Annotated in this window: 16 protein-coding genes and 1 pseudogene; 11 read left to right on the top strand and 6 right to left on the bottom strand. The window is 64.4% G+C overall.

Annotated features, from left to right (window positions below; genetic code table 11):
• Positions 1-25 precede the first annotated feature (25 nt).
• Entirely contained in the window at positions 26-883 is an 858-nt protein-coding gene (locus RY1_RS02685; RefSeq protein WP_072801935.1) for a peptidylprolyl isomerase, read from the bottom strand.
• A 220-nt stretch (positions 884-1,103) separates the two neighbouring features.
• On the opposite strand from RY1_RS02685, the gene RY1_RS02680 reads away from it, so the two are divergent.
• Genes RY1_RS02680 through RY1_RS02670 form a run of 3 tightly spaced genes read left to right on the top strand, consistent with a single transcriptional unit; the run spans position 1,104 to position 3,698 of the window.
• Entirely contained in the window at positions 1,104-1,796 is a 693-nt protein-coding gene (locus RY1_RS02680; RefSeq protein ID WP_072801934.1) for an MBL fold metallo-hydrolase, read from the top strand.
• Between the two features lie 2 nt (positions 1,797-1,798).
• Complete coding sequence (gene hisS, locus RY1_RS02675; protein WP_072802272.1) at positions 1,799-3,070, top strand: histidine--tRNA ligase; 1,272 nt, start codon at positions 1,799-1,801, stop codon at positions 3,068-3,070.
• On the top strand, positions 3,060-3,698 hold the full coding sequence (locus RY1_RS02670) for a hypothetical protein (RefSeq protein WP_072801933.1): 639 nt from the start codon (positions 3,060-3,062) through the stop codon (positions 3,696-3,698). The genes hisS and RY1_RS02670 overlap by 11 nt, the downstream gene beginning before the upstream one ends.
• 36 nt (positions 3,699-3,734) lie before the next feature.
• Here the strand turns inward: RY1_RS02670 and RY1_RS02665 are convergent, their stop codons facing one another.
• Complete coding sequence (locus RY1_RS02665; RefSeq protein WP_072801932.1) at positions 3,735-4,202, bottom strand: DUF3237 family protein; 468 nt, start codon at positions 4,200-4,202, stop codon at positions 3,735-3,737.
• A 150-nt stretch (positions 4,203-4,352) separates the two neighbouring features.
• Between RY1_RS02665 and RY1_RS02660 the strand changes: the two genes are divergently transcribed.
• Complete coding sequence (locus RY1_RS02660) at positions 4,353-5,381, top strand: Rv2578c family radical SAM protein (RefSeq protein WP_072802271.1); 1,029 nt, start codon at positions 4,353-4,355, stop codon at positions 5,379-5,381.
• 12 nt (positions 5,382-5,393) lie between these two features.
• On the opposite strand, the gene ypfJ is transcribed toward RY1_RS02660, so the two are convergent.
• The gene (ypfJ, locus tag RY1_RS02655; protein WP_072802270.1) at positions 5,394-6,323 is read right to left on the bottom strand and encodes a KPN_02809 family neutral zinc metallopeptidase; all 930 of its coding nucleotides are present in this window, start codon (positions 6,321-6,323) and stop codon (positions 5,394-5,396) included.
• Between the two features lie 180 nt (positions 6,324-6,503).
• Here ypfJ and aspS point away from each other — a divergent pair, with 180 nt between their 5' ends.
• On the top strand, positions 6,504-8,321 hold the full coding sequence (gene aspS, locus RY1_RS02650) for an aspartate--tRNA ligase (RefSeq protein WP_072801931.1): 1,818 nt from the start codon (positions 6,504-6,506) through the stop codon (positions 8,319-8,321).
• A gap of 21 nt (positions 8,322-8,342) precedes the next feature.
• On the opposite strand, the gene RY1_RS02645 is transcribed toward aspS, so the two are convergent.
• The 3 genes and pseudogenes from RY1_RS02645 to RY1_RS02640 form a co-directional block, all read right to left on the bottom strand.
• The gene (locus RY1_RS02645; protein ID WP_072802269.1) at positions 8,343-9,233 is read right to left on the bottom strand and encodes a DUF2189 domain-containing protein; all 891 of its coding nucleotides are present in this window, start codon (positions 9,231-9,233) and stop codon (positions 8,343-8,345) included.
• A gap of 154 nt (positions 9,234-9,387) precedes the next feature.
• Positions 9,388-9,498, bottom strand: a pseudogene (locus RY1_RS30420) (RDD family protein); the annotation flags it as partial.
• 1 nt (position 9,499) lies between these two features.
• A complete protein-coding gene (locus tag RY1_RS02640; protein WP_072801930.1) occupies positions 9,500-10,507 on the bottom strand; it encodes a DUF7544 domain-containing protein in 1,008 nt (335 codons plus the stop codon).
• 210 nt (positions 10,508-10,717) lie between these two features.
• Here RY1_RS02640 and RY1_RS02635 point away from each other — a divergent pair, with 210 nt between their 5' ends.
• The 6 genes from RY1_RS02635 (at position 10,718) to alaS (ending at position 23,231) form a co-directional block, all read left to right on the top strand.
• Positions 10,718-14,119 (top strand): transglutaminase family protein, encoded by a 3,402-nt coding sequence (locus RY1_RS02635; protein ID WP_072801929.1) that lies wholly within the window; start codon positions 10,718-10,720, stop codon positions 14,117-14,119.
• Positions 14,120-14,209: 90 nt separating this feature from the next.
• Positions 14,210-16,894 carry a circularly permuted type 2 ATP-grasp protein gene (locus RY1_RS02630; RefSeq protein WP_072801928.1) on the top strand — a complete coding sequence of 895 codons (2,685 nt, stop codon included), beginning with the start codon at positions 14,210-14,212 and terminating at the stop codon, positions 16,892-16,894.
• The gene (locus tag RY1_RS02625) at positions 16,891-17,787 is read left to right on the top strand and encodes a transglutaminase family protein (RefSeq protein ID WP_072801927.1); all 897 of its coding nucleotides are present in this window, start codon (positions 16,891-16,893) and stop codon (positions 17,785-17,787) included. Before RY1_RS02630 ends, RY1_RS02625 begins: the two co-directional genes overlap by 4 nt.
• Positions 17,788-17,909: 122 nt before the next feature.
• Positions 17,910-19,079, top strand: a complete 1,170-nt coding sequence (locus tag RY1_RS02620; protein WP_072801926.1) for a protein kinase family protein — start codon at positions 17,910-17,912, stop codon at positions 19,077-19,079.
• Positions 19,080-19,112: 33 nt separating this feature from the next.
• Entirely contained in the window at positions 19,113-20,504 is a 1,392-nt protein-coding gene (locus RY1_RS02615; protein WP_072801925.1) for a replication-associated recombination protein A, read from the top strand.
• Between the two features lie 57 nt (positions 20,505-20,561).
• A complete protein-coding gene (gene alaS, locus RY1_RS02610; protein ID WP_072801924.1) occupies positions 20,562-23,231 on the top strand; it encodes an alanine--tRNA ligase in 2,670 nt (889 codons plus the stop codon).
• The last annotated feature ends 2 nt before the right edge of the window (positions 23,232-23,233 follow it).

The raw sequence follows: 23,233 nt of genomic DNA, 5'->3' as shown, positions 1-23,233 counted from the left end.
GAACGGTGCATGCCAGAACGGTGCATCACAGGTCGCTCACCACCGATGTGATGTCCACGGGAAGTGCAGGTTTACCGTCCTGCGCGCCACCTTCGGCGCCTGCGGCCGCGATCTTGTCCAAGGTCTCGAGTCCTGTCTCGTCGATCGTGCCGAAGACCGTGTACGCGGGAGGCAACGTCGAGTCGCCGTAGACGAGGAAGAATTGGCTCCCGTTGGTACCCGGCCCGGCGTTTGCCATCGCTATGGTGCCACGCGGGTACGCGATCGGCTCGCTTGCCGCTGGGTCGTCCGCTGCGAACTGGTCGGCAGGGAACTCGTCGGCGAACTGGTAACCGGGCCCACCCATGCCGGTGCCGGCCGGGTCACCGCACTGCAGGACCTGTAGGCCTGCGCCGGTCGTGAGGCGGTGGCACGACGTGCCGTCGAAGTACCCCTGGTTGGCCAGTGATACGAAGCTGTTCACCGTGCACGGCGACTGTGGGTTGTTCAGCGTGAGCCCGATGTTGCCCTGCGTGGTCGACATGCTGTAGCTCAGCGGTTCGTCACTGGTAGGAACACCGTCGGTGCGAGGCGGTGTGTTCGCCTTCGCGGCAGGCTGCGTGGATGCGGGGTAGTCGCAGTTCACCGTCTCGGCGAGCGGCTCCGCGCGTCCATCGGCGATCAGTGTGTCCGAGTTCGGGGTATCGGAGGCAGTCGTATCGGACTCGTCGCTTCCTCTGGTCAGGGCGAACACCACTGCCACGGCGCCCACGACGAGCACTACACCCAGTACCGATCCTGCGATCGTCAGCTGTTTACGCTTCTTCGCCCGCTCCGCTCGACGTGCGAGTTGTCGTTCGAGCTTTCTCTTCGCTGCCTCACGCCGCTGCTCGTTGCTGGGCAATTCGGTGTCCTCCTGCTTGTCCTCGACCGGCGTCCGTGTCGAAAGATCCGGCTGTTCCAGGGCCGAAACCGGCCGTCAGTGAGTGTGCCATTACATCCTGAGAACACACTGACTGGTGTCTTACCTGGCAACTGTTCCAGTGGGTACTGGTGTAGCCGGCAGGAACCTCCCCACTAGTCTTGACGAACCACCTGGCCACAACCGTTTAGGAGTTAGCGCCGTGCTCGTCACCGGATTCCCGGCGGGAATGTTCCAGACCAACTGCTACATCCTCGCGCACGATGGTGCACAGGAGTGCGTCGTCGTCGATCCAGGTCAGGACGCGGCCGAACCCCTGATCGAGTTCCTGAACTCGTCGAACATCACTCCTGTCGCGGTGTTGTTGACCCACGGGCATCTCGATCACACCTGGTCGGTCGAACCAGTGTGCACCAAGTTCGGAATCCCGGCCTACATCCACGACGAGGATCGGTACATGCTGTCCGATCCGCTTCGAGGGACGGGCCCGACCCTCGCTGCGTTGTTGGGTGATGCCGAGTTCCACGAGCCTGCCGACGTGATCGACCTGGTCGGGGGCACGACGCTCGAACTTGCCGGAATCACCTTCGGGGTGTTGCACACGCCGGGGCACACTCAGGGATCGGTCGTGTTCACCACCGACGTGACCGCCCCGGACGGCACTGCCACCATTGCGTTGACGGGGGACACCCTGTTCGCCGGATCCATCGGCCGGACCGACCTCCCCGGCGGGAACCACGAGCAGCTACTGGCTTCGATCGCGAGCACTTTGCTGCCCCTGGCGGACGAGACGGTCATTCTGCCCGGCCACGGGGGACAGAGTTCGATCGGCCAGGAACGAGCGTCGAATCCGTTTCTCGTTGGACTGCCCAGCCCCGAACAAGGAACACTGTGACCGTGAGCAAGCCGTCTACATTCTCTGCGCCCAAGGGCATTCCCGACTACGTCCCCCCGAATTCAGCCGAGTTCGTGGCCGTTCGCGAGGGTCTGCTGACTGCAGCCCGCAATGCCGGGTACGGCCACATCGAGCTTCCGATCTTCGAGGACACCGGGTTGTTCGCCCGCGGAGTCGGTGAGTCGACCGACGTCGTCAGTAAGGAGATGTACACGTTCGCCGACCGCGGTGATCGATCCGTCACTCTCCGTCCCGAGGGCACGGCCGGTGTGATGCGCGCGGTGATCGAGCACGGGCTCGACCGGGGCGCCTTGCCGGTGAAGCTTGCGTATGCGGGACCGTTCTTTCGCTACGAACGCCCCCAGGCCGGGCGCTACCGCCAGTTGCAGCAGGTGGGCGTCGAGGCCATCGGCGTCGACGATCCAGCGCTGGACGCCGAGGTGATCGCGGTCGCCGACACGGGGTTCCGCAGCCTCGGACTGACCGACTTCCGCCTCGAAGTCACCTCGCTCGGCGACGATACGTGTCGTCCGCAGTATCGAGAGTTGCTGCAGGAGTTCCTTCTCGCGCTCCCGCTCGACGCTGACACCCGCATACGGGCGGAGATCAACCCGCTACGTGTTCTCGACGACAAACGGCCCGAGGTGCGTGAGATGACGGCCGACGCGCCGCTGATGCTCGATCACCTGTCCGAGACCGCGAAGGCACACTTCGACGAGGTGCTCGGTCACCTCGATGCGCTGAAGGTGCCGTATGTGGTCAATCCTCGGATGGTCCGTGGGCTCGACTATTACACCAAGACGACATTCGAATTCGTGCACGACGGGCTCGGTGCACAATCCGGAATCGGTGGCGGCGGCCGCTACGACGGGTTGATGGCGCAGCTGGGTGGCCAGGAGCTCTCCGGAATCGGTTTCGGGCTCGGCGTGGACCGTACGATGCTTGCGCTCGCCGCGGAGGGTAAGTCCGCCGGTGCGGCGTCGCGATGCGCGGTGTTCGGTGTTCCTCTCGGCGTCGACGCGAAGGCGCAGATCGTCGCCATCGCGGGCAAGCTACGCGTCGCAGGAATCAGCGTCGATCTGGCGTACGGAAATCGCGGAGTCAAAGGTGCGATGAAGGCCGCCGACAGGTCCGGGGCGCAGTACGCGCTCGTTCTCGGCGACAAGGAACTGGCAGGCAACGTCGTCGTGGTCAAGGAATTGGCGACGGGTGAGCAGAAGGAGATTGCGTTGTCCGAGGTGGTCGCGCACCTGGAGGCCGAACTTGCCGGCTGACGGACACAGCGGTGATCGCGTCGATCTGGATCTCGTACCTGTCGAACTCATCGCTCCGCGGCTTCGCAAGGTAGCCGTCGGCGCCGTTGTCGTCGGCGTCCTGTTGGCGGTGATCGCGAGTTTCTTTCTACCCGTTGCCGTCGCGGTGGTGATCGGCATCGTGGTCGCCGTGCCGACGGCGGGATCGGCATGGGTAGGGCTGCGGCGACGAACCTGGTTGACCGGCAGCATGATGCACGCTCGCGGCGGTGTGCGGACGCGCACGCTCGATGTCTCGAAGGTGGTCTCGGCGGAGATCCAGGTCAGGACCGCACGCATCGATCAGATTTCGCTTCGTGTGTACGACGGGCATGCCCGGATCACGATCGCGCTTGCCCTCTACACCAAGGGCGGGGGTCGTGAGCTGCCGATTCTCGCACTGCGCAAGTTGGCCGACGCCCTGTGGACCAGTGAATTGGTTCCCGCAGCGGCGGTCGCCGCCGTCCTCGTCGATCAGTTGAAAGCAGAAGCGCGCGATGCAGGGCTCGACGAGCGCCCGCTGTATCGCGCAGTCGAGTTGGTGCGGGAGGCAGGGCGAACGCCACTGGCCACCCTCACCGACCGCGAGGTGGCAAACCTGTCGTCCTGATGCGCTGGGTCACCAGAGAGCTAGGTCACCGGAAAGCTAGGTCACCAGGAATGCGTCGAGCACAACCGATTCCGCCGATCGTGAGCCTGATGTGACTACGAGTGCTCGATTGAGATAGGTGAACTGCGGCACTGAAGTGGCGATGTCGAGAGTGCCTCGGAAGTAGTACGTTGCCGGGTCCACGTCCTCCGAGCCGTTCAGCGATTCGATGACGTCTGCGGGGCCGAACTGGAGCCCGCGGTATGTCATCGAAAGATATCCTCCGACAGTCAATTCCAGGGTCAGCTCGGCGGTGAACTCGGTGCACCCGTCGCCGCGGGTCACACCGACGACGGAGGACGATGCCGCCAGTGTTCCTTCGATGTCGGGCCCCGGCGCAGCGCCGCCGAGAATCGGCGTCACCACTCGCTCGCCGGACGGTACCGTGCCCACGTCGACCGGAACGCCGAGCGTCAGTCCCAGCCGGAGAATCGGTTCGAGGGTGGGGATGTTCGGTGCAGTCACGTGGGGGAACGCTCCTTGTGGGATCCGGGCAGTGGGTACACGCTATCCTCCCGTACAGATCGACCCATCACCTGCGCCGGTGACACCCCCGAATCACGCTGTCCTCGTGGCGTCTTGACATGTCCTAGAACAAATGTTCGACTTGTGGCCATGCGATGGTCCGGTCAAACGCTCGACGCCGCCGACGAGGGCGCGCTTCCCGGGCTGGAGCGGTCGGGATTGGTGCGCAGCGTGCAAACCCCGGAGTTCGAGGGCATCACCTTCCACGAGGTCCTGTGCAAGAGCGCACTCAACAAGATCTCCGGTGACGGACCGCTTCCGTTCTCGTGGACCATCAATCCGGCTCGCGGGTGTTCGCATGCGTGCCGCTATTGCTTCGCGCGCCCCACACACGAATATCTCGACCTGGACGCAGGCTCGGATTTCGATACCCAGATAATCGTCAAGACCAATATCGCGGCCGTGCTCCGTAAGGAGCTCGCTCGTAAGTCGTGGAAACACGAGCCCGTCGCGCTCGGCACCAACACCGATCCGTACCAGCGTGCGGAGGGTCGATATCGCTTGATGCCCGGCATCATTCGCGCACTCGCCGAGTCCGGGACACCGTTCTCGATCCTGACCAAGGGCACTCTGCTCAGACGCGATCTGCCACTCTTGGCGCTCGCGGCCCAGCAGGTGGACGTGCACATCAACGTCAGCCTTGCCATCCATGACGCCGATCTGCAGAAGCAGATCGAGCCGGGTACGCCGAGTCCGCGGGCGCGCCTCGATCTGATCAAGGCGGTGCGTGACGCGGGTTTCCCGTGCGGCGTCATGGTTGCGCCGGTCATCCCGTTCCTCACCGACGGTGCTCGCCAGCTCGACGCGCTCTTCGCTGCACTGGCCGAGGCGGGTGCCACCTCGGTCACGGCGATGCCGATGCACCTGCGGTCCTCGACGAAGGACTGGTTCATGTCGTGGCTCGCCGAGGAGCATCCGGCGCTCGTGCGTCGCTACCGGCAGCTCTACGGGCACGGCGCCTACGTCACGCCCGAATACACAGCATGGCTTCGTGGGCGCATCGATCCGCTTCTGGACCGCTACGGGTTCGGCACCGGTGAGTCGCGCTCGATGCCAGCGAACGTACCGGCGGCACCCGGTCCAGCCGAGCAACGGGAGCCTGCGCCCACCCTGTTCTGACGCTCGAACGCTCTAACGAAGAGCGGGTGGGTTGTTCAGATCTCGAGCCGAGAAGGTGTCGCATGCTGCTACCTGCCCGGTTCGGTAGCCCGAGGCGAACCACGCTTGTCGTTGTTCGGACGATCCGTGCGTCCAGCCCTCTGGATTGACCCGGCCGCTCGACGCCTGCTGGATTCGGTCGTCGCCGACGGACGACGCCGCGGACAGCGCGTCGGAGATGTCGGTGTTCGTCAGCGGTTCCAGGAACGGCTCGCCGGTGTTCGGATCCTCGATCACCGCGGCATGGTGTGCCCAGACGCCTGCGTAACAATCGGCCTGGAGTTCGACGCGGACAGCGCCGGACTCGGCACCCTGCGGATCCTGCTGTGCGCGGCCGATGTCGCCGAGTTGATTCTGGATGTGGTGGCCGATTTCGTGCGCGACGACGTACTCCTGCGCGAGAGGTCCGCCGCTCGAACCGAAACGATCGACCAGTACCTGGAAGAAGCTGGTGTCGAAGTACGCGGTCGAATCGGCAGGGCAGTAGAACGGGCCGACGGCACTGGTGGCGTTGCCGCAACCGGTGCTGATCGAACCCGAGAACAGTCGCACCTCCGGTTGGACGTACGCGACTCCGGTCTGCGGCTGCAGCTGTGATTCCCAGACCGTGTCGAGGCTGCCGACGGTGAAGTTGACCCGGCAGTCGACATTCGCATTCGCGTCGGCGCCTGTCTCGCAGTTCTCCAACGTGCCCGAACCGGAGTACTGACCGGAGTTGTCCGTGCTCCCGCTCAACTGGCCGAGGATCGAGCCAGGGTCCCCGCCGAACAACAGAGCGAGGACCAGGATGACAAGGCCACCCGCGCCTCCGCCGAGCGCGATCTTGCCGCCCTTGCCTCCGCCACCGCCCCCGCCGACCGATACGCGGCCGGGCTGCATCCTTGCGCCTTCTCTGAACGTCATCTCTGGTGTCCTTCCGGCAAGAACGTCGCACTCGTCGAGGTGTCGACGGCCCGTCGCCGCGGGCCGTCGAGTAGCAGCTTCCCATGCTGTGGAGGTATCGCGTTTCCGGTCGGGCCATGTGTCTCCGTAGGATCGATACTCGACGAAGAATCTCGACCCCATTTTTTCGAAAGGAAAACCGTGCTGCGCACCCACCTCGCCGGCTCACTCCGAGCCGAGCACGTCGATAGAACAGTCACACTGACGGGTTGGGTGGCGCGTCGACGCGATCACGGCGGTGTGATCTTCATCGACCTCCGCGATGCATCCGGCGTCGCCCAGGTCGTCTTCCGTGAGGGCGATGTCGCCGAGCAAGCTCACCGTCTCCGCGCCGAGTACGTCGTCAAGGTGACAGGGAAGGTCGAGCAGCGGCCCGAGGGTAACCAGAACTACGAGATTCCGACCGGTGCGATCGAGGTCGACGCATCCGACATCGAGGTTCTCTCCGAGAGCGCGCCGCTGCCGTTCCAGCTCGACGACCAGCCGGGTGAGGAAGCCCGGCTGAAGTATCGCTACCTGGATCTGCGCCGCGAAGGACCCGGCCACGCCATCCGTCTGCGGTCGCACGTCAACGCTGCAGCTCGCGGAGTGCTCGCGCACCACGAGTTCGTCGAGGTGGAGACGCCGACACTGACGCGATCCACCCCCGAGGGCGCTCGTGACTTCCTGGTGCCCGCCCGCCTGCAGCCGGGCAGCTTCTACGCCCTGCCGCAGAGCCCCCAGTTGTTCAAGCAGCTGTTGATGGTCGGCGGCATCGAGCGCTACTACCAGATTGCGCGGTGCTACCGCGACGAGGACTTCCGCGCCGATCGTCAGCCGGAGTTCACGCAGCTGGACATCGAGATGAGCTTCGTCACACAGGACGACGTGATTCTTCTCGCGGAGGAGATCCTCGAAGCGCTGTGGAAGCTCGTCGGATATGAATTCACGACGTCGATTCCGCGCATCACCTACGCGGAATCGATGCGCCGCTACGGATCCGACAAACCGGATCTGCGCTTCGACATCGAGCTCGTCGAGTGCACGGATTTCTTCTCCGACACCACGTTCCGCGTATTCCAAGCACCGTACGTCGGTGCTGTGGTGATGCCGGGTGGCGCGTCGCAGCCACGCAAGCAGCTCGACAAGTGGCAGGAATTCGCCAAGCAGCGTGGCCACAAGGGTCTCGCGTACGTCCTCGTCGGCGAGGACGGCACCCTCGGTGGACCGGTTGCCAAGAACCTGACCGATACCGAACGAGACGGTCTCGCCGCTCATGTCGGTGCCAAGCCCGGTGACGCCATCTTCTTCTCGGCCGGCCCGATCAAGGCGTCCCGCGGTCTACTCGGTGCAGTGCGCGGTGAGATCGCACGCAAGCTCGACCTGATCGATCCCAAGGCATGGGCGTTCGTGTGGGTCGTCGACGCGCCTCTGTTCGAGCCCGCATCCGACGCGACCGCCAGTGGTGACGTCGCCGTCGGTTCCGGCGCATGGACAGCGGTTCACCACGCTTTCACCTCGCCCAAACCCGAGTCGATGGAGACCTTCGACACCGAACCCGGATCGGCTCTCGCCTACGCCTACGACATCGTGTGCAACGGCAACGAGATCGGCGGCGGCAGTATTCGTATCCACCGCAAGGACATTCAGGAACGCGTCTTCGCCATCATGGGCATCGGAAAGGAAGAGGCTCAGGAGAAGTTCGGTTTCCTTCTCGACGCCTTCAGCTACGGCGCACCTCCGCACGGCGGAATCGCGTTCGGATGGGATCGCATCACGGCGCTGCTCGCAGGTGTCGACTCGATCCGCGAGGTCATCGCGTTCCCGAAGTCGGGCGGCGGCGTCGACCCGCTGACCGATGCGCCTGCAGCCATCACCCCGCAGCAGCGCAAGGAATCCGGAATCGACTTCAAGCCGGAGAAGAAGGCAGAGACCAGCAGCGATGGGGGCGACGCCGACTCGGCTGCAACTCCGGTGTGACCCGCACGGGCAGGTAGTGCGTCACACAGGCCTGCCGCCCGTCACGATTCGGTAGGCGTACGTCGACGCGATCATCGTGATCGGGATGGTCACCAGTAATCCGAGGCCACACGGGATTGCGCCGAGAATGTTGATGCCGACCAATGCCAGAGCCAGCAGGAACAGCTGGCCGGCATTGGTCGATATCGCGCGGAAGCTGGATTTGATGGCGGTGATCGCATCTTCGTTGCGGTCGACGACGAATTGCAGAGTCCACCAGGTCAGAAACGCCAGAATGACGCCGGGGATGATCAGAAGGATCAGGCCTATCGTCACGACGATGCCGACGATGATGCTGGCGAGGACGATGGCGACGACGTTCGCGAACTGGAAGAACGATCCGATGGCGGGTTTGGTGCCGTCCACCTCGTGGAGTGCGCCTCGGACCAGAGCGGCATTGATCAGGTAGCCGACGACTGCGCCGACGAGGGCGCCGACGACTCTCCACACGCCGAATGCATCCGAGAAATCATCCGATGTGTTGAATCCGCCGAAGATCAGATTGACGACTATCTGGATGACCGCCGCGATCAGCACTATGCCGATCCACACACCGGCGTTGTTCTTGAACTTGTTCCAGCCGAACGAGATCGCGTCTCCGACGCTCACCGTGGTCGGCGCACCACCTCCGTAACCGGAAGGCCCGTAGTTCCCGGGAGGGGGTGGGTAGTTGCCGGGAGGTGGGTAGCCGCCGGCTGGCGGGTAGTTGCCGGGAGGGGGTGGGTAGTTCCCGGGCGGCGGGCCGCCGGCTGGCGGGTAGTTCGGCGGGGGTGGTGTCGACCCTCGGTCGGGCGGCTCGACTCTGCCCGGATCCGGCCTTTCCGGATCGGGATTGCTGCCGTACTGCGGTCCGTTCGGTGGGTTCTCGCTCACGGTGATCACTCCTCGTCAGGGGGCTCGCAGACAAGTGTGCGCCGACACCGGTCGGTGTGAGAGGTCAATTGTCGGAATCGGGGGCCACGAGAAGCGACGAGAGCCCGCCATTGTCGGGCAATGGCGGGCTCTGAGTAAACAGTTCTCTGTCGGTCTAGCGGATCTTGACGACCTGCGTTCCGCCGGCCAGCTCGTCGTGCTTGCCCTGCTTGGTCGGGCTCGAGTTGATCGTCACCGCAACGACGATTTCCGCGATGAAACGGAGATTACGTAGTTGGAGCGACGTGACCGGCGGTGAGCACGCGGTAGGCGTAGGTCGCCGCGATGACGGTGACCGGGATGGTGACCAACAATCCCAAACCGAAAGGAATGGACCCCACAAAATTGACAGCGAACAACGCAAGTAGTAGCAGGAGAACTTGACCGAGATTGTCCGTCACTATCTTGAAACTCGCTTTGATCGCATCGATCGGAGAACTGTTGCGGTCGACTACGAACTGCAGAACGAACGCCGTCAAGATTGCGATGACGATGCCCGGGAGGTAGCAGAGGACGAAGCCGATTCCGGTCGCCAGTCCGACAAGTAGCGATGCGCCGATCACGTTGCCGACGTTCTGGAACTGGAAGAACGATCCGAAGCCCGGCTTGATTCCGTCGACTTCGTGCAGGGCGCCACGGATGAATGCGGCGTTGAGTAGGTAACCGACGAGAGCGATGACGATCAGGAAGAATAGGAAGCCGAAAGAGAAAAAGGAGAGCGACCCCGATTCGACAGAGCCGTCGTCATCGATCGTGGGTCCGCTGCTGAACACAGCGGCAAGAAAGATGAAGTACAGCACCGCAACGATGGCAACGGCGGCCACCGTGAAGCCGATCCATACGCCTACGTTGGACTTGAATCGGTTCCACCCGTAATTGAGGGCAGCGCCTACATCCAAGCGAGGTTGGGTCGACCCGCCAAGGTCGCCGTAATTCCCTGGCGGCGGTGGGTAATTCCCTGGCGGCGGTGGGTAGTTGCCGGGTGGTGGGTAGTTGCCGGGTGGTGGGTAGCTTCCGCCAGAGGGCGGATTTCCGCCCTGCGGTGGGGGAAAGCTTTGCGGTGGCGGGTAGTTCCCGGGATGTGGGTAGTTGCCGGGAGGTGGATTTCCACCCTGCGGTGGCGGATAGCCCCCGGGTGGCGAGTAACCGCCACCCGGCCCCTGGGGTGTGCCCTGATCCGGTTTTTCAGGATCACGACCGCCGTACTGCGGTCCGTTGGGTGGGTTCTCGCTCACGAAATTTCCCCTCGCCTGGAGTCATGAAATGTGATGAAAGAAGTCTGAGTGAATTCGCAAGTGAGCGAACCCCACGCGTGGGGACCATGTCAAGCAGTACACGCGTCCTCGGACTGCACATTTGGGACACGATTCTCGGCGAGCGCGGGAACTGGGTGACCTCTAGGGTTGGTGGTTCTAACCCATACCGGCACATGTGAGGGGCTCGTCGTGGGCATCAAGGTCGCACTGGAACACCGAACGAGCTATGCATTCGACCGAATGGTGCAGGTGTATCCGCACGAAATTCGGCTTCGTCCTGCACCGCATTCGCGGACTCCGATCGAGGCATATTCGTTGGCGATCGAGCCGGCGGAACATTTCGTCAATTGGCAGCAGGACGTTTTCGGCAACTTTCTGGCGCGTGTGGTATTCCCCGAGCGCACCGACCATATGTCGATCACGGTCGGTCTCGTCGCTGACATGGCGGTGATCAACCCTCTCGATTTCTTCGTCGAGGACTGGGCAGAGCACTTCGGGTTCGACTACGAGTCGGAGGATGTGCCCGACCTGGAGCCGTATCTGCGTCCGGTCGACGAGGAAGAAGCAGGAACGGGTCCTGGCCCGGTGGTCACGGCGTGGGTGGAGAAGTTGGAGGCTGCAGTCCGCGAGCGAGGTCCGAAACTTCGGACCATCGATTTTCTCGTGATGGCCAACCAGGCGGTGCTCGGCGACGTCGGATATTCGGTGCGGATGGAGCCGGGCGTCCAGTCGCCAGATCACACACTGACCTCGGCTGTCGGATCGTGTCGCGACTCGGCATGGTTGCTGGTTTCGATACTGCGGCAGATGGGTTTGGCGGCGAGGTTCGTCTCCGGGTACCTCGTGCAGTTGGCATCCGATGTGAAATCGCTCGACGGTCCGTCCGGCCCTGCAGCGGACTTCACCGATCTCCACGCCTGGACCGAGGTGTACCTGCCCGGCGCGGGATGGGTCGGTATGGATCCCACGTCCGGGTTGTTCGCCGGTGAAGGGCACATACCACTGTCGGCGACGCCGCATCCGTCCACTGCAGCAGCGATTTCGGGCGCGACCGGCAAGTGCACGGCCGAACTCGACTTCTCCAACACCGTCGTTCGAGTTCACGAGGACCCGCGCACCACGCTTCCGTACACCGAAGAGCAATGGACGTCGATTCTGGGCACGGCGGCCGTGCTCGACGAACGCATGGTCGGGCAGGACATCCGACTGACGGTCGGCGGTGAGCCGACGTTCGTCGCCATCGAGAATCAGGAAGCGCCCGAGTGGAACACCACAGCGGACGGACCACACAAACGTCTGCTCGCCAGTGCCCTCGCCGAACGCCTTCGCACCATCTACGCGCCCGACGGACTCGTACAGCGCAGCCAGGGCAAGTGGTACCCCGGCGAGCCGTTGCCCCGGTGGCAGGTCGGATTGTTCTGGCGCACCGACGGCGAAGCATTGTGGACGGATTCGGATCTGATTGCCGACCCGTGGCTACCCGACGACGAGAAGCCGGCACCCGTGGACGCATCGTCCTCGCGTGCCCTCGTCGAGAGTGTGGCCGAAGCACTGGGACTGCCCGCGCGGCAGGCTCGTCCGGCGTACGAGGATCCACTCGTACGGTTGCTCGATCTCGTGCGCCAACCGTACGGCGACCCACCGGGGGACGACGACGATCTGGAACCGGGCAGGGATTCGGCCGATGCCAGGGCCGAGCTGCTGAAGCGGCTCGACACCAGCACCGACGAGCCTGCAGCGTTCGTACTCCCGATCGGTCGAACTCCGGGCGGGGACGCCTGGCAGAGTGCGGACTGGACACTGCGTCGAGGTCGTCTCGTCCTCCTCGAGGGGGATTCGCCTGCGGGTCTTCGCCTCCCGCTCAACGCAATTTCGTGGAGCGGAGGTCGGCCCGAGAACCCAGCGGATCCGACGGCCCCCGTCGCACCTCTGCCGTCGCAGCAACGGACCCAGCGGCCACCTCGGCCCGTTGATCCGGTCGAAGCGCGGTACGCACGCCTGGTGGAATCGAACGAGGCGGCCCGCGGCAGCGTCGGGGGCGACGATGTGACAGCCCTCGTCGCCGAAGTACGTGACGGGGTCCTGCACGTGTTCATGCCGCCGACGAATCAGCTCGACGATTTCGTCGAGCTGGTCTCGCTCGTGGAGAACGCGGCGGCGGCAATCGGTACCCCGGTCGTCGTCGAGGGCTACGGGCCTCCGTCGGACCCGCGGATACAGACATTGACCGTGACTCCCGACCCGGGCGTCATCGAGGTGAACGTGCAGCCGGTGTCGTCGTGGGCCGAGCAGAACGACCTGATGCAGACTCTGTACCGAGAGGCTCGTCAATCACGTCTGAGTACCGAGGGCTTCGACAACGACGGCACCACGCGGGGAACCGGCGGCGGAAACCACATCACTCTCGGCGGCAGCACTCCATCCGATTCACCGATCCTTCGACGGCCGGACCTGTTGGTCTCGCTCCTGACGCATTGGCAGCGGCACCCGTCGTTGTCGTACCTGTTCTCCGGTCGCTTCGTCGGCACGACGTCGCAGGCACCGCGTGCCGACGAGGGGCGAGAGGAATCGCTGTACGAGCTGGAAGTTGCTTTCAGCGAGATCAAGAGGCTGACGGGATCGGACCGATCGGCGTCACCGTGGGTCGTCGATCGGGCCCTGCGACATCTGTTGACCGATATCACGGGCAACACCCACCGCGCCGAATTCTGCATCGACAAGCTGTACAGCCCCGACAGCACGCGAGGCAGGCTCGGTCTGTTGGAGCTGCGCGGGTTCGAGATGCCTCCACACCATCAGATGGCGATGGTCCAGTCGCTTCTGGTTCGGTCGATGGTGTCGAGATTCTGGGACGAGCCGCTGGAGGCCCCACTGATCCGGCACGGTGCGAACCTGCATGGCAGATACATGCTGCCGCACTTCCTGATCGCCGACATCGGCCGGGTTGCGGAGGACCTGCGTGAACACGGCATCGAGTTCGACACCAGCTGGCTCGATCCGTTCACCGAGTTCCGTTTTCCGAGGATCGGCACGACGGTCGTCGGCGACGCCGAACTCGAATTGCGCGGGGCGATCGAACCGTGGAACACACTCGGCGAGGAGTCGACATCATCGGGAACGGCGAGGTACGTCGACTCGTCGGTCGAACGAATCCAGGTCAGTGTGGCCGGAGCGGACGAGGGCAGGTATCTCGTCACGTGTAACGGGGTTCCGGTTCCGCTGTTGCGGACCGAGCGTCAGGATGTTCAGGTCGCGGGTGTTCGGTACCGCGCCTGGCAGCCACCGAGCGCGCTGCATCCGACGATCGAGGTACAGAGCCCACTGCACTTCGACCTCATCGAAAAGCAGACCGGACGTGCGCTCGGTGGATGCACGTATCACGTGGTTCACCCAGGTGGGAGGTCCTACGATGGTCCACCGGTCAACTCCGTCGAGGCCGAAGCTCGTCGCAACGGCCGGTTCGAAGAGGGCGGATTCGCGGCCGGGAAGGTCGACGTAGCAAGATTGGTCGAGATGCACGCTCGACAATCGATCGATGTCACCGCGCCCGGAATGCTCGACCTCCGTCGCACGGGTGTCTACTCCGTGTAGCGGCGGCACGATCGAGCAACGAGTCGAACCTGTGAAGACCGCCGGTGCCAGCGCGGACCGGTCTCTTCCGACGGAAGGAATGACGACTCGATGGTGCCCGTCGATACTCTCGGTCCAGGCTCGGAGAAGGTCGTCGGCCACGCCGGGCCGTCAACCACGCCTTCGGTGTCCGAGCAAGTGATTTCGGAGTATCGCGCGCGCCGCGACGCAGTCACCGGCAGCGTCGGCCGCTACGACGAGCTCCTCGGCGCCGATGCTGCGGTGCGGCCGCAATGGGCCGAACTGGTACGGGGCCTCGACGACGCTGGGCGCGGCAGTGAACGGGCTCTGCAGTCGAGGGTTCGTCGCCTCGTCGACGACCACGGAATCACGTACAACCCGATTCCGATCGACGGGTCCGAGAGCGTCGCGTCGCCCGTTCGTTGGGGTCTCGACGGCATTCCGTTGGTGGTGGCCGCCGACGACTGGGATGTACTGGAAGCAGGGCTGATCCAACGTTCGAGGTTGTTGGATGCGCTTCTCACCGATCTCTACGGTCCGATGGACACGGTTCGGCAGGGATTGGTTCCACCCGAGTTGGTCTTCGGCGACCCGGGATACCTGCGCGCGGCACACGGGATAACGATCCCTGGACCGCGGCAGCTGTTCATCCATGCCGCAGATGTCGGCCGCGGCAGCGACGGTCGCTTCAGGGTGTACGCCGATCGCACTCAGGCACCGTCGGGCATCGGTTATGCACTGGCCAACCGTCGCGTGATGTCCCGCGCGACACCGGAACTCTTCCAGGACACCAATCCTCGGCCACTGTCGACGTTCGCGAGGGCGATGCGGCTCGCGCTGATCGACGCCGCACCCGCAGCTGCCGAGGACCCGGTCGTCGTGGTGCTCAGTCCTGGATCGCATTCGGAGACCGCATTCGACCAGGCCTACCTCGCGACAGTTCTCGGTTTTCCGCTGGTCGAGAACGCCGATCTGGTGGTTCGCGACGGGTGCCTGTGGATGCGGTCCCTCGGGAAACTGCGCCGCGTCGATGTCGTGCTGCGTCGTATCGATGCGGAATTCGCCGATCCACTCGACCTCCGACCCGATTCTCGTCTCGGCGTCGTCGGGCTCGTCGAGGTTCTGCGTCGCGGCGCGGTGACGGTGGTGAATACGTTGGGAAGCGGTGTGCTCGAGAGTGCGGCCCTGTTGCCGCTGCTGCCCGCCATGAGTCGTGCGCTGCTCGACGAGGATCTGCTTCTCGAATCGACACCGACCTATTGGGGCGGTGATTCTGCTGCGTTGTCGCACATGCAGGCGCATATTCGAACGCTCGTGTTCCGCTCGATCACCACCCGAAAGTCCGTCGTCGGTCATGAACTGACGACGGGCGGAGTGGAGACGCTCCTACGCCGCATCAGCGCCGAGCCGTGGAAGTGGGTCGGTCAGGAGGTCCCCGAGTTCGCGGTCGCTCCGGGTTCCGGATTCGGCGGCGACGTCGGCGCCGCCGAAGTGGGGATGCGGCTGTTCAGTGTCGCGCAGCGGGTCGGTTACACACCGATGGCGGGAGGTCTGGGACAGGTGCTTCTCACCTCTCCTGTCGCGGATCCCTTGATCACCGTGGCGTCCAAGGACGTCTGGGTTCGATCGGCCGAACGTGTGACGCCTGCCGATTCGGCTCCGCACACCCCGCCGGCGTCCGTGGAGGAACTGCCGCAGTACGCGGCGGCAACGGTCGATGTCGTCAGCTCCCCACGGGTACTGGGGGACATGTTCTGGCTGGGGCGGTACGCCGAACGCGCCGAGGACATGACGCGCCTTCTGATCGCAGCGCGTGAGCGACTGCAGGACTATCAGTCGATGCCGTGGCTCGACGGTAGCGACAGCCTGCCGATCCTGCTCGAGGCTGTCACGCGGGTATCGGGCACCGGCCCCGGCTTCTTCGACGCAGATGTTCGCATCGATGCGGTGGCGGAGATGCGGTCACTGACCTTGTCGGTGGACCGGCTGGGCTCGCTCGCTCAATCGATCGACCGGCTGCAGCACGCGGCGCGAGGAGTGCGAGATCAGCTCTCCAACGACACCTGGGCGGTGCTGAACCGCATCGACACCGCACTCGAGGACCTGGAGACGGCCAGTGCAGGTGACGGCGCCCAGCTGGCTGCCTCGCAATCCTCGGTGCTGCGCGGGCTGCTCTCACTCAGTGGACTCGCATCGGAGTCGATGGTGCGCGATCCGGGGTGGTACCTGATGGATTCCGGCAAGCGGATCGAGCGTGGTCTGCAGTTGACCGCCTTGCTGTCGGCAACGCTGAGCCACGCACTCACCCCGTCCACCGAGCAGGCTGTCATCGACTCGGTGCTGTCCGCCGCCGAGTCGTCGGTCATCTACCGACGCCGCAACCGCGGGCGAGCACGCCCTGCCGCGGTGGCTCAACTGCTGTTGTTCGACGAGGGCAACCCACGTTCGCTGGTCTATCAGCTCGACCGCCTCAAACACGACCTCGGTTCACTGCCCGACGCGTCGGGAACCTCGCGCGCCGAGGTGTTGGTCGAGCAGATGGCGGTCCGGCTGCGCCGGGTGGATCCGGGCGATCTGGAATCGGTCGACGCGTCCGGCCGTCGCATCGATCTGCTCGATCTCGTCGACGGGATCCATGCGCAGCTCGAGGAGCTCTCTCGCGTCATCCTCGCCACCCACATGGTGCTTCCTGGCGGCACACAGCCGCTGTGGGGCACAGTCGGCAGGCGCGCGATCCCGCGCACGATCGGTTCGACGAACGGTGACGGAGCATGAGCAGGCGATACCGCATCAAACACATCACCACGTATTCGTATTCGGATCGGGTGACCTCGTCGTACGGCCGCGGATTCCTGGCGCCTCGCGATACCGAATCACAGCGCTGCGTGGAGAAGTCCGTGACGGTCGAACCGTCGCCGACCGATCAGTCCTTCGGGGTCGACGTCTACGGCAACGAGGACGTGTACTTCCACGTCAGCTCCGATCACGAGAAGTTGGTCGTCACCGCGGATTCGCTCGTCGAGGTCGATCCACCGAGCTCGGCGGAACTGGCGATCGGAAAGGCGCTGCCCTGGGAAGACGCACGCCCCAGAGGGGTGAGCGGAGTTGCGTCCGACGGCGAGGCGGCCGTTGCCGTCGAATTCGTGCTGGATCTGGACACACCGGAGATCACCGATGCGGTGTGCGAGTACGCGGAGGCGAGCTTCGCCGACGGGCGCGCCCTTCGTGAGGTCGTCGTCGACCTGACTCACCGGATCTTCACCGACTTCACCTACCAGTCCGGTTCGACGACGGTCTCGACCAAGGTCGCCGACGTCCTCGACGCCAGATCCGGAGTGTGCCAGGACTTCGCGCGCCTCGCGATCGCGTGTCTTCGGTCGAAGGGGCTCGCTGCACGCTACGTGTCCGGATACCTCGCGACCGAGCCGCCGCCGGGCAAGGAACGCATGATCGGGGTGGACGCAACACACGCCTGGGCCGCGGTGTGGTCACCAGGCGGACAGTGGCTGGCCTTCGATCCGACCAACGACCAACTGGTCGACGAGCGCTATGCCACCGTTGCCTGGGGTCGCGACTACGCGGACGTGCCGCCGTTGCGAGGTGTCATCTACACCGAAGCAGAGGAGAGCAGTATTTCGGTGTCCGTGGACGTGGCGCCGCTCACCTGACGACCGCGTGTGATCGTGATGAAATTGCTACCGGATCTTTCCCCAGGTCGTCGGTAAAGCATCCGATTCGTTGTACGTGAGAGGCCACTGTTCGTCGTACCGACCGGGTACCTTGGTAGCCGATGACCGCAACATTGGCAGACCCTGTCTCCGAGGTAGTAGCAGCCGCGCAGCAGTTGCTCACCAAGCGCACGGGCGCACCCGTCACACTTGTCGATCCAGTCGATCTGGGTGGAAGTGGACAGGCGATCGTTCTCCGTGTCCGCGTGGCCGAGAACCCATTTCAGTTGCCACGAACACTGGTGATCAAGCAGGTGCGTGAGAGTGCGGCGGAGGCCGAGCTTCCGACGGAGTCGGAAACCAGCGGCAGTCGGTCCGCATTTCTGCGTGAGGCGGCGTCGTACCAGTTCGCCACCGCACTGGCCACGGACAGCAGGCCGGGACCGGATCTGCTCGCCTACGATCTGAGCGCACGCCTTCTCGTGCTCAGCGACCTCGGCGATTCCAGCCCCATCACCGCGCTGCTCAAGCACTCCGATGCCGGGTCGGTCACCAATTCGCTCATGGCGATGGCGCAGGCCCTCGGCCGGATGCACGCCGCGACTGTCGGCCGAGAAGACGATTTCGCTGCCCTGCTCCGGCGCGTCGGGCTTCCGCATTCGGCCGACGGAATCGCGGCCCAGATTCCCGATGCTCTCGGTGCCGTGCCCCGGATGTTCGCGGACGATCTCGGGATAGCCGAGACCCCGACGTCGATTCTCGAACGAGTCGAACGCAGCGGCCGTCTGTTCGCGCACGGGGCGTTCCGCGCCTTCAGCCCTTCCGATCTGTGCCCCGACAACATCATCGTGAACGAGGAAGGTGTTCGGTTTCTCGACTACGAGTGGGGCGGCTTCCGTGACGCCACGCTCGACATCACCTATGCGCTTGCGTCCTTCCCTGGATGCCTGTGCCACTTCGAATTGTCGGCCGATCGCGCGCAGGCAATGATCGACGCGTGGCGGGCCGAGGTCGTCGGCATCTGGCCTCACCTCGCCGACGATCGTGTGCTGGCATCGAAGATTCTCGACGCGCAACTGATCTGGGTCTGGTTGTCGACCTACTGGTTCCTCCCGAACGATCACACCCGAATCGCCGCCGCACGGGAACACCATCTCTCGGTACCGCGGTCGGCGGCGCTGCTCTCCCGTTGGACCGTACTGGTGGACCAGGCGGTCCGCACCGGCGATTCGGATGTGGCGGAATTCGCGGCGCACGTGGTGGCTGCGCTGCGAGTGAAGTGGGACCGGTGAGCACGTCGTTCCAGGTGAAGTAGCGTTCGGGTAGTGAGTACAGGTTTCGGTGCGGGTTTCGACGACGGTGAAGAAGAAGGCGGTTTGTTCGAGGCACCGGCGGCTGCCGAGGACGGCTTCGTCGCCGAACCGGCGCCGTCTCGTCCGTACGTACGGCCCGACGCTCCGCTCGCTGTTCGCATGCGGCCCACCACTCTCGACGAAGTGGTCGGACAGTCGCATCTACTTGCGCCAGGGGCTCCGCTTCGGCGTTTGGTCGAGGGCTCGGGCGCATCCTCGGTGATGTTGTACGGCCCACCCGGAACGGGCAAGACGACGCTGGCGTCGCTGATCTCGGGCGCAACGGGCCGCAAGTTCGAGGCTCTGTCGGCTCTGTCGGCGGGAGTCAAGGAGGTACGCGCTGTCATCGACCTCGCCAGGCGCCGGTTGACCGCAGGCGAGCAGACCGTTCTGTTCATCGACGAGGTGCATCGGTTCTCCAAGACTCAGCAGGACGCGCTGCTGGCGGCCGTGGAGAATCGGATCGTCCTGTTGGTGGCCGCGACAACGGAGAATCCGTCGTTCTCGGTGGTGTCGCCGTTGCTGTCGAGGTCGCTCGTGCTGCAGCTTCAACCGTTGAGTTCCGAGGACATCGAGCTGTTGCTCAGCAGGGCGTCGAACGATCCGCGTGGCCTCGACGGTGCGGTGACCATCGCCCCCGACGCGATGGCTCATCTCGTTCGGCTTGCCGCAGGGGATGCGCGGCGCGCGTTGACCGCGTTGGAAGCCGCGGCGGGCGCTGCCGGTGGCCCGGTACTAGATCTGGCCACGGTCGAGGCGAGCGTGGACAAGGCAGCAGTTCGATACGACCGAGACGGCGATCAGCACTACGACGTCATCAGTGCCTTCATCAAGTCGATTCGCGGGTCCGACGTCGACGCTGCTCTGCACTACCTGGCGAGGATGATCACCGCAGGGGAGGATCCTCGGTTCATCGCACGCAGGCTCGTCGTACATGCCAGTGAGGATGTAGGAATGGCGGACCCGACAGCACTGCAGACCGCTACTGCCGCGGCGACGGCGGTGCAGCTCATCGGCATGCCGGAGGCCAGACTTGCGCTCGCCCAGGCGACGATCCACCTGGCCACGGCCCCGAAGTCGGGTGCGGTGATCGCCGCTCTCGGCGCTGCGATGGCGGACGTGGCGGCGGGAAAGTCGGGTCCAGTACCTCCGCATCTACGTGACGGGCACTACAAGGGCGCCGAAGCTCTGGGCAATGCGGTCGGATACAAATATCCGCACAGCGATCCGGGCGGGGTGCTCCGTCAGCAGTACCCGCCGGACGAACTGGTCGGTGTGAACTACTACGAGCCGACCGATCACGGGGTCGAGCGCGAAATCGGCACCAGGGTGGGCAAGCTTCGAAGGATCGTCCGAGGCAGGTGACGGGTGCTCGTGGTGGGGATTGCACGGCAGGCGATATCCGCACGTTAACCTGTAACAGTGCAGACCCATGACATTCGCAGGCGTTTCCTCGACCACTTCGTGAAAGCCGGACACACCGAAGTGCCCAGTGCCTCCTTGGTGCTCGACGACCCCAACCTGCTGTTCGTCAACGCAGGCATGGTGCAGTTCGTGCCGTATTTCCTGGGTCAGCAGACTCCTCCTTACTCGACGGCGACCAGCGTCCAGAAGTGTGTTCGTACACTCGACATCGAGAATGTCGGTATCACGACCCGCCACAACACCTTCTTCCAGATGGCGGGAAACTTCTCGTTCGGCGACTACTTCAAGCGCGACGCGATCAGGCATGCCTGGGCGCTGTTGACCAACAGTGTCGACGACGGTGGCTACGGATTCGATCCGGAGCGAATCTGGGTCACTGCATATCTGGACGACGACGAGGCCATCGCGCTGTGGAAGGAGCTCGCCGGTATTCCGGACGAGCGGATCCAGCGCCGCGGAATGGCGGACAACTACTGGTCCATGGGCATCCCCGGACCGTGCGGGCCGTGTTCGGAGATCTACTACGACCGCGGACCCGAGTTCGGCATCGACGGTGGACCCGAGGCCGACGAGGATCGGTACATCGAGATCTGGAATCTCGTGTTCATGCAGAACGAACGCGGTCAGGGCGTCAGCAAGGACGATTTCGAGATCCTCGGGCCGCTGCCGAAGCAAAACATCGATACCGGCATGGGCGTCGAGCGCGTCGCGTTCCTGCTGCAGGGCGTCGACAACGTGTACGAGACCGACCTGGTCCGTCCCGTCATCGCCAAGGCCGAGGAGCTGAGTGGGCGGCGGTACGGAACCGACCACGAGGACGACATTCGGTTCCGGGTCATCGCCGACCATGCGCGCACCGCAGCGCTGCTCATCTCCGACGGGGTCAACCCCGGCAACGACGGCCGCGGTTACGTGTTGCGCCGACTGCTGCGACGTATCGTCCGTTCGGCTCGGTTGCTCGGCGCGCCCGACCAGACCATGGCTCAGTTCATCACCGTCGTCCGCGACACGATGGCTGAGTCGTACCCTGATCTCGTCAGCGGATTCGACCGCATCCTGACCGTTGCCGTCGGCGAGGAGACCGCTTTCCTCAAGACATTGACCTCGGGATCGAAACTGTTCGACACGGCCGCCGAGACGGTCAAGTCCGCAGGCAAGAAGACGATCGGCGGTGCCGAGGCGTTCGCTCTGCACGACACGTACGGCTTCCCGATCGATCTGACGCTGGAAATGGCGTCGGAAGCAGGTCTGGCCGTCGACGAAGAAGGCTTCCGCTCGTTGATGACCGAGCAGCGCCAGCGTGCGAAGGAGGACGCTCGCGCGCGCAAGCACGCCCACACCGACCTGTCGGTGTACAAGGATTTCGTCGATCGCGGTCCCACCGAATTCACCGGATTCGACGAACTGTCCTCCGAGGCGAACGTCCTGGCACTGATCTCCGGCGGCGTCCGAGTCCCGACGGCCACGGCAGGCGAATCGGTCGAGGTGATCCTCGATCGCAGTCCGTTGTATGCGGAGTCCGGTGGTCAGATCGCAGATATCGGTACGATATCGGCTCCCGGTCTTCGCGTGAAGGTCGACGATGTCCAGAAGATCGCCAAGAAGGTCTGGACGCACAAGGTCACGGTCGAGACCGGGCAGATCACCGAAGGAGACGTGGTCCGTGTCGACGTCGATCCGGCGTGGCGCAAGGGCGCGACACAGGGACACTCGGGTACCCACATGGTGCATGCTGCACTGCGGCAGGTGCTCGGCCCCAACGCAACTCAGGCAGGCTCGCTCAACAAGCCCGGTTACCTGCGGTTCGACTTCGCCTGGCAAGGCGGGCTGTCCGAATCACAGCGCAATGACATCGAAACGGTGACGAACGACGCCATCGGTGCCGATTTCGCGGTGAACACCTCGATCACGGACCTCGACAGTGCCAAGGCGATGGGCGCCATGGCGCTCTTCGGTGAGAACTACGGCGACGAGGTACGCGTGGTCGAGATCGGTGGACCGTTCTCGATGGAACTGTGCGGTGGTACGCACGTGCAGCACTCGTCGCAGATCGGTCCCGTGACACTGCTCGGCGAGTCGTCGGTCGGTTCAGGGGTCAGGCGTGTCGAGGCATTCGTCGGACTGGATTCGTACCGATACCTGGCGAAGGAACGCGCGTTGCTCGCCGGCGTTGCGTCGTCGCTGAAGGTGCCGAGCGAGGAAGTTCCCGCACGAGTCGAGAATCTCGTGGAGCGGCTCCGAATCGCGGAGAAGGAACTCGAGGCGGTCAAGGCTGCGTCGGTGCTGGCCTCCGCGGGCGGTCTGGCAGAGTCTGCCGAACGCATCGGCAGCGTGCGCGCGGTCATCGCGCAGGCACCGGACGGTGTGGGCGGCAACGATCTTCGCACTCTCGCCGCAGATGTGCGTGGACGCCTCGGATCCGACCCTGCCGTCGTGGTGTTGTTCGGCACGGTCGACGGCAAGGTGCCGTTCGTCGTCTCCGCCAACCGGGGTGCACAGGACGCTGGAGTGAAGGCAGGCGATCTGGTGTCGAGCTTCGGACCGGCGATCGGTGGCCGCGGAGGCGGCAAGGGTGAGACCGCGCAGGGCTCGGGATCGAACCCGGACGGGATCGCCGAAGCGCTGACCGGAGTTCGGGTTCGGATCGCAGAACTCGCCGACTCCTGATC

The sequence above is a fragment of the Rhodococcus yunnanensis NBRC 103083 genome, from assembly GCF_001895005.1.
In the GTDB taxonomy this organism is placed as follows: Bacteria; Actinomycetota; Actinomycetes; order Mycobacteriales; family Mycobacteriaceae; genus Rhodococcoides; species Rhodococcoides yunnanense.
Note: the sequence above shows the minus strand (reverse complement) of the source record. Positions and strands in the feature narration are given on the sequence as shown.

Excerpts from the sequence above, each read along its gene's own strand:
- RY1_RS02625 (WP_072801927.1), top strand. The coding sequence starts at position 16,891 with ATGAGCAGGCGATACCGCATCAAACACATCACCACGTATTCGTATTCG.
- RY1_RS02630 (WP_072801928.1), top strand. The coding sequence starts at position 14,210 with ATGGTGCCCGTCGATACTCTCGGTCCAGGCTCGGAGAAGGTCGTCGGC.
- RY1_RS02660 (WP_072802271.1), top strand. The coding sequence starts at position 4,353 with ATGCGATGGTCCGGTCAAACGCTCGACGCCGCCGACGAGGGCGCGCTT.
- RY1_RS02620 (WP_072801926.1), top strand. The coding sequence starts at position 17,910 with ATGACCGCAACATTGGCAGACCCTGTCTCCGAGGTAGTAGCAGCCGCG.
- ypfJ (WP_072802270.1), bottom strand. The coding sequence starts at position 6,323 with ATGACGTTCAGAGAAGGCGCAAGGATGCAGCCCGGCCGCGTATCGGTC.